This window comes from Photorhabdus bodei (assembly GCF_003287735.1).
In the GTDB taxonomy this organism is placed as follows: domain Bacteria; phylum Pseudomonadota; class Gammaproteobacteria; order Enterobacterales; family Enterobacteriaceae; genus Photorhabdus; species Photorhabdus kayaii.
Genome location: NZ_NSCM01000013.1, coordinates 77539 through 83686, shown reverse-complemented (window position 1 = coordinate 83686; position 6148 = coordinate 77539). Strand labels below are relative to the sequence as shown.

General features: G+C 44.6%; 7 protein-coding genes and 1 pseudogene. 6 read left to right on the top strand and 2 right to left on the bottom strand.

What is annotated here, in order from left to right:
• Positions 1 to 312: 312 nt before the first annotated feature.
• Both CKY02_RS10850 and glpK read left to right on the top strand, forming a co-directional pair.
• Complete coding sequence (locus CKY02_RS10850) at positions 313 to 1143, top strand: MIP/aquaporin family protein (protein WP_112878957.1); 831 nt, start codon at positions 313 to 315, stop codon at positions 1141 to 1143.
• Between the two features lie 30 nt (positions 1144 to 1173).
• On the top strand, positions 1174 to 2697 hold the full coding sequence (gene glpK / locus CKY02_RS10845) for a glycerol kinase GlpK (protein ID WP_112895294.1): 1524 nt from the start codon (positions 1174 to 1176) through the stop codon (positions 2695 to 2697).
• Positions 2698 to 2754: 57 nt separating this feature from the next.
• Here the strand turns inward: glpK and emrD are convergent.
• A pseudogene (gene emrD / locus CKY02_RS10840) lies at positions 2755 to 3015 on the bottom strand (multidrug efflux MFS transporter EmrD); the annotation flags it as partial.
• A gap of 63 nt (positions 3016 to 3078) precedes the next feature.
• Here emrD and CKY02_RS24540 point away from each other — a divergent pair.
• Both CKY02_RS24540 and fpr read left to right on the top strand, forming a co-directional pair.
• Positions 3079 to 3267 carry a hypothetical protein gene (locus CKY02_RS24540; RefSeq protein WP_162120660.1) on the top strand — a complete coding sequence of 63 codons (189 nt, stop codon included), beginning with the start codon at positions 3079 to 3081 and terminating at the stop codon, positions 3265 to 3267.
• Between the two features lie 83 nt (positions 3268 to 3350).
• Positions 3351 to 4097: a ferredoxin--NADP(+) reductase gene (gene fpr / locus CKY02_RS10835; RefSeq protein ID WP_112895293.1), complete on the top strand. Its 747-nt coding sequence runs from the start codon at positions 3351 to 3353 to the stop codon at positions 4095 to 4097.
• A 2-nt stretch (positions 4098 to 4099) separates the two neighbouring features.
• Here the strand turns inward: fpr and CKY02_RS10830 are convergent, their stop codons facing one another.
• Positions 4100 to 4534 (bottom strand): DUF805 domain-containing protein, encoded by a 435-nt coding sequence (locus CKY02_RS10830; protein WP_112895292.1) that lies wholly within the window; start codon positions 4532 to 4534, stop codon positions 4100 to 4102.
• Between the two features lie 67 nt (positions 4535 to 4601).
• On the opposite strand from CKY02_RS10830, the gene CKY02_RS10825 reads away from it, so the two are divergent.
• Both CKY02_RS10825 and tpiA read left to right on the top strand, forming a co-directional pair.
• The gene (locus tag CKY02_RS10825) at positions 4602 to 5204 is read left to right on the top strand and encodes a YiiQ family protein (protein WP_370446074.1); all 603 of its coding nucleotides are present in this window, start codon (positions 4602 to 4604) and stop codon (positions 5202 to 5204) included.
• A gap of 134 nt (positions 5205 to 5338) precedes the next feature.
• Positions 5339 to 6106, top strand: coding sequence for a triose-phosphate isomerase (tpiA, locus tag CKY02_RS10820; RefSeq protein ID WP_112895291.1), 768 nt, complete (start codon positions 5339 to 5341; stop codon positions 6104 to 6106).
• The last annotated feature ends 42 nt before the right edge of the window (positions 6107 to 6148 follow it).

Below are 6148 nucleotides of genomic sequence, written 5' to 3'. Positions count from 1 at the left end.
TGAAATAAACTCATGAATAGAAATGCCTTTTTGGAATTGAATCTGATTTTTAGCCATTTTCATTTACCTCCACACAGACTTATTTTAAGTATACGCCTATGGGAGCTGAATTTAAGTGATAATCAGGTTAATTTTTAGCAAAATAGCGGATAAATGCGGATTCGCTCATTTTGTTGACACAACACACACATTTTAATTTCGCTATTTCTCGTTTCCGCTCATTAACGATAAATTTACATAATCTCCTTTTCAATTTCTGAAAGGTGACAATAATAATTACGCCTCTAAAATCTTCTTTGTAGGATAGAACATATGAGCCAAACCACTAGCACGACATTAACCGGACAATGTATCTCTGAGTTTCTTGGTACCGCACTATTGGTTTTCCTTGGAGTAGGCTGTGTTGCCGCTGCACGTATTGCCGGCGCACAATTAGGCTTATGGGAAATCAGTATTATTTGGGGTATGAGCGTTGCGTTGGCTGTTTATCTCACCGCAGGTGTTTCCGGTGCTCACCTTAACCCAGCAGTGACGATTGCCTTATGGTTGTTTGCCCGTTTTGATGGCAAAAAGGTTATCCCTTTCATTATTGCCCAAATGATTGGTGGCTTCATCGCTGCCGTTCTCATTTACATGATGTACTACAGCGTATTCCTTGATTACGAACAGGTACACAATATCATTCGTGGTACGCCTGAAAGCCTGTTTACAGCAGGTGTATTCTCTACTTACCCAATGGCGCCACTGTCCATTTCTCAGGCTTTTATGATAGAAGTTATCATTGCCGCCATTCTGCTCTGTTTGATTCTGTCGCTGACTGACGACGGCAACGGTATTCCCCGCGGTCCTCTGGCCCCGTTACTGATTGGTATTGTGATTGCCGTTATCGGCGGTGCATTTGGCCCATTAACCGGTTTCGCGCTGAACCCGGCCCGTGACTTTGGCCCCAAATTAGTTGCTTATCTGGCTGGTTGGGGAGATATTGCCCTGACGGGTGGGCGTGAAATCCCTTACTGTCTGGTTACTCTGACCGCCCCTATTATCGGCGGTATTGTGGGAGCATTTGGCTACCGTAAACTTATTGGTCGCAATTTACCATCTGATGTTCATAAGACTGAAGACCAGAAGAATAAGAAAGCCTAAAGTAGAGCATTACCAGAACAGGTTATTATCATGACAACAGAAAATATGATTGAGAAAAAGTATATTGTCGCTCTTGATCAGGGAACCACCAGTTCCCGAGCAATAATTCTTGATCACGACGCCAATATTATCTCAATTTCCCAAAGAGAGTTTACGCAAATTTATCCTAAACCGGGTTGGGTAGAACACGATCCCATGGAAATCTGGGCAACCCAAAGCTCAACTTTAGTAGAAGTATTGGCGAAAGCGGATATTAGTTCTGATCAAATTGCCGGTATTGGGATTACCAACCAACGTGAAACAACGATTATTTGGGAAAAAGAAACCGGTAAACCTATTTACAATGCCATCGTTTGGCAATGTCGCCGTACCGCAGACGCGTGTACTAAACTCAAACAAAAAGAGGGATTAGAAGAATATATTCGCCAGAATACAGGGCTGGTAGTAGACCCTTATTTCTCCGGCACCAAAGTAAAATGGATCTTAGATAACGTCGCAGGCGCCCGTGAACGAGCTGAAAAGGGTGAGCTCCTATTCGGTACTGTGGATACTTGGCTGGTATGGAAAATGACTCAAGGCCGTGTCCACGTTACCGATTTCACAAACGCCTCCCGAACGATGCTGTTCAATATTCACAATCTGGAGTGGGATCAGCATATTCTTGATGAGTTACAAATCCCGCGATCCCTACTGCCTAGCGTTCATTCATCTTCTGAGATTTATGGTCAGACCAACATCGGCGGTAAAGGCGGCACTCGGATCCCTATCTCAGGTATCGCAGGTGATCAGCAAGCTGCTCTATATGGTCAACTTTGTGTCCAACCGGGTATGGCGAAAAACACCTACGGGACAGGCTGTTTCCTACTGATGAACACGGGTACAGATGCCGTACGCTCCAATCACGGCCTACTGACAACCATTGCCTGTGGTCCTCGCGGCGAAGTGAACTATGCACTTGAAGGTGCGGTTTTCGTTGGTGGTGCCTCTATTCAGTGGTTGCGTGATGAACTGAAACTTATTGCAGATGCGGCTGACTCCGAATATTTTGCCACTAAAGTTAAAAATAGTAACGGCGTATATGTGATCCCTGCTTTTACCGGCCTTGGTGCCCCCTATTGGGACCCCTACGCCCGAGGGTCAATTTTCGGCCTAACCCGCGGCACCAACAGTAATCACATCATTCGTGCGACGCTGGAATCTATCGCCTATCAGACCCGTGATGTACTGGACGCTATGCAAGCTGATGCAGGTACCCGGCTGCAAGCACTACGGGTAGATGGCGGAGCCGTTGCCAATAACTTCCTGATGCAATTCCAATCAGATATTCTTGGCACCCGTGTAGAACGCCCTGTGGTACGTGAAAGCACTGCATTGGGTGCAGCATTCCTCGCAGGATTGGCAGTTGGCTACTGGAAAGACCTGGATGAAGTGAAAAGTAAAGCCACCATTGAAAAAGAATTCCGTCCAAGCATTGAAACCACTGAACGTAATTACAAATACAATGGCTGGAAAAAAGCAGTTGCCCGCGCGCAGGATTGGGAAGATAAAGGCTAAGGCATTCTAATTAATATAAAGAAAGGGTGAAATTACCACCCTTTCTTTACTATATGATTAAACGACATGTCCCTGGCGTTGCATCCTATGTGCCAATGGTAACCAACAAAGCAAGATCAAAACTGACGTAAAGAATATCAGCATGCCTACACTGAATTGATTATTTTGCGGCAGCATTGCAGATAACCAGGTTACTAAGCCAGAGCCAACATTCTGCAAACCACCGACCAGCGCTCCCGCTGCACCGGCCAGATAAGGAAATGGCTCCATTACCCCTGTTATTGCTAGTGGAAACAACATTCCTGCACCAAAGAAAAAAGCAGTGCACAATTTTATTTTCAGAAAAAATTGCAGTCAATTACGCCACATATGGCAACAAATATGCACATATATACCTTATGGATTTCAAGATGCATCGCGGCGGCAAGGGAGCGAATCCCCGGGAGCATAGATAACTATGTGACCGGGGTGAGTGAGTGCAGCCAACAAAGAGGCAACTTGAAGGATGACAGGTATAAACCCAGCACTAATAAAATAATGGTTAATTTTTCTATGACACAGAATCGATAATGGTATTTATCTCTATAGGACTAAAATAGCGACGTAAAAACAAACTGTTCGGAGATTTCTTTCGGGATAGGAGATAAGTTCCAATGGCAAACTGGGTTACAGGAAAAGTTACACAAGTTATTCACTGGACGAATACCTTATTCAGCATCAGGATACATGCACCGGTTGAAGAATTTACTGCGGGTCAGTTTGCAAAACTGGCGATGGAAATAGATGATGAACGGGTGCAACGGGCCTACTCTTATGTTAATGCCCCGATAGATAATAATCTTGAATTCTACTTAGTGACGGTTCCAGAAGGCAAACTCAGCCCACGGTTAGCAGCTCTGCAACCGGGTGATGATCTCTTAGTAACAGAACAAGCCGCAGGCTTTTTTATTCTTGATGAAATACCTGATTGTGAAACATTATGGATGCTTTCAACAGGGACTGCCATTGGCCCTTATCTGTCAATCCTCCAGCAAGGAGATCATCTGGATAGATTCAAGAACATCGTATTGGTGCATGCAGTCAGACTAACACAAGATTTAAGCTATCTGCCCTTAATGCAGCAATTAGTTGAACGTCTCAATGGCAAGTTACGAATTCAGACTATCGTCAGTCGTGAACAAAACCCCGACTCATTGACTGGCCGTATCCCAGCATTGATCGAGAACGGCGAACTTGAGTCCGCTGTCGAACTTACGATGAGCAGTGACAACAGCCATATTATGTTATGCGGTAACCCTCAGATGGTGAAAGATACCCAGCAACTACTAAAAGAGCAGCGTGGAATGATAAAACACTTACGCCGCAAACCGGGGCATATCACCAGTGAGCAATATTGGTAATTTCAATTATCTTTGACAGAAATAAAATCCACTTTCTCTGTCGCCTCACCAAACCGGTTTGGCCCATCCGTACCACGGAATACACCGCAATCAAGCGCCATCATTACAATGATCAATGTGGGGATAAAACGGCCAATCCCCCATTGCCAGAACGGTGCCATGCCACCCCAGTCAACAGCAATCAACAGCCCTGCCAGTAATAAAAGCAGCGACCAGCCTCCTCGCTTATTTCGATCATGCAGACGCTTAACCATCATTGCCGCTACGGGATACATCACCAAGACAAGTGCAAAAACAGCATAGTGCATGGTCAAAGAATTCATTCCCTGAATAGTCAAGATAACAAACATCAAAGCCAAGCAAACACCAATACCAATCCAGAATTCACGCCGCCCAATTCGTCCTTTGAATGAAAAACCCCATTGTTGTAATGTCATCTATTCTTTTCCAATCGTGTATTCTGTTTCTCTGCGCAGTTTAACCTAAGCGAGCGGCAACATGAAAATGGACGTTAATAAATTTCTAGCCATAATATTAGCGGCAAACAGCGTCGGTTTGCCATTGGTAGCCAATGCTGATAAATCCACAACCACAGAACCCACAGTACAAGCGACCTATCTTCTGCCGAATGCCCCCTCTTTCGATGAAACTATCCCGCGATTTCGCGAAAAATATAATCGCCGCAACCCGACATTGCCACTACGCGAGTATCGGGTAATCATAAGTAAAAACATTTATCCGCCACTGACACGAGCTGCCAGCAAAATCAATGAAAAACTCTATTCTTCCGCCGTACTTGAGCGAGGAAGCGAAAAAATCAAAAGCCTGCAACTGACATTACTACCATCAGAAAATACCGCTGAAACTCAGCAAAACCAAATGTTGGCAGAGCAGTACATGACCGCCCTAATGCGCCACTTTAACCCAACGCTTTCACAGGAACAAAGCAAAGAGAATATTGATAACTTACTCATAAACAGCAAAAAATCGCCATTTTACAGCCACAACATCGGCGCTATTCGCTATATTGTGGTAAATAGTAGCGAAAAAACGCTTACTTTCGCTATTGAACCGATTAAGCTATGGTTATTTGAACCCGATAACTAATCAAATTTAGCAATAAAAAAAAGCTATTGTTGGCAATGATCACTATACTGTGGAGCGCCGATCTACCGAATCGATCTTAAGAATGAATTTCATTCAACTCACTACTTAAACATTCTCTGGTTGGAGGAAAAAACATGCGACATCCATTAGTTATGGGTAACTGGAAATTGAATGGCAGCACCCATATGGTTAACGAACTCATCACTGGCCTGCGTCAAGAATTAAGCAGTGTTACCGGCTGTGACGTCGCTATCGCGCCACCAGCGCTTTATCTCTCTCAGGCTAAACAAGCACTGGCTGGCAGCCGCATTGCTCTAGGTGCACAGGACGTTGACGTTAACCTGTCTGGTGCATTTACCGGTGAAACTTCCGCCACAATGTTGAAAGACATTGGCGCAGAATACATTATTATCGGCCACTCTGAACGCCGTACTTACCACCAAGAAAGTGATGAATTCATTGCGAAAAAATTTGCCATTCTTAAACAACAAGGTCTAATCCCTGTTTTGTGCATCGGCGAAACTGAACAGGAAAATGAAGCCGGCCAAACTGAAAGCGTATGTGCAAGGCAAATTGATGCTGTTCTGAACATATTGGGAGTAGAAGCATTCCAAAATGCGGTCATCGCTTACGAACCTGTTTGGGCAATTGGTACAGGCAAATCAGCAACACCGGCACAAGCTCAGGCTGTGCATAAATTCATCCGTGATCATATTGCGCAGAAAGATACAGCAATCGCACAACAAGTCATTATCCAATACGGTGGCTCTGTGAACGCAGATAATGCCGCTGAACTATTCGCTCAGCCAGACATTGACGGTGCATTAGTTGGCGGTGCATCTCTAAAAGCTAATACTTTCGCTGTTATCGTAAAAGCCGCAGCCACTGCGAAAAAAGCCTAATTCATATTTCAACGATAATTGACCGCCGTACACCTACGGCGG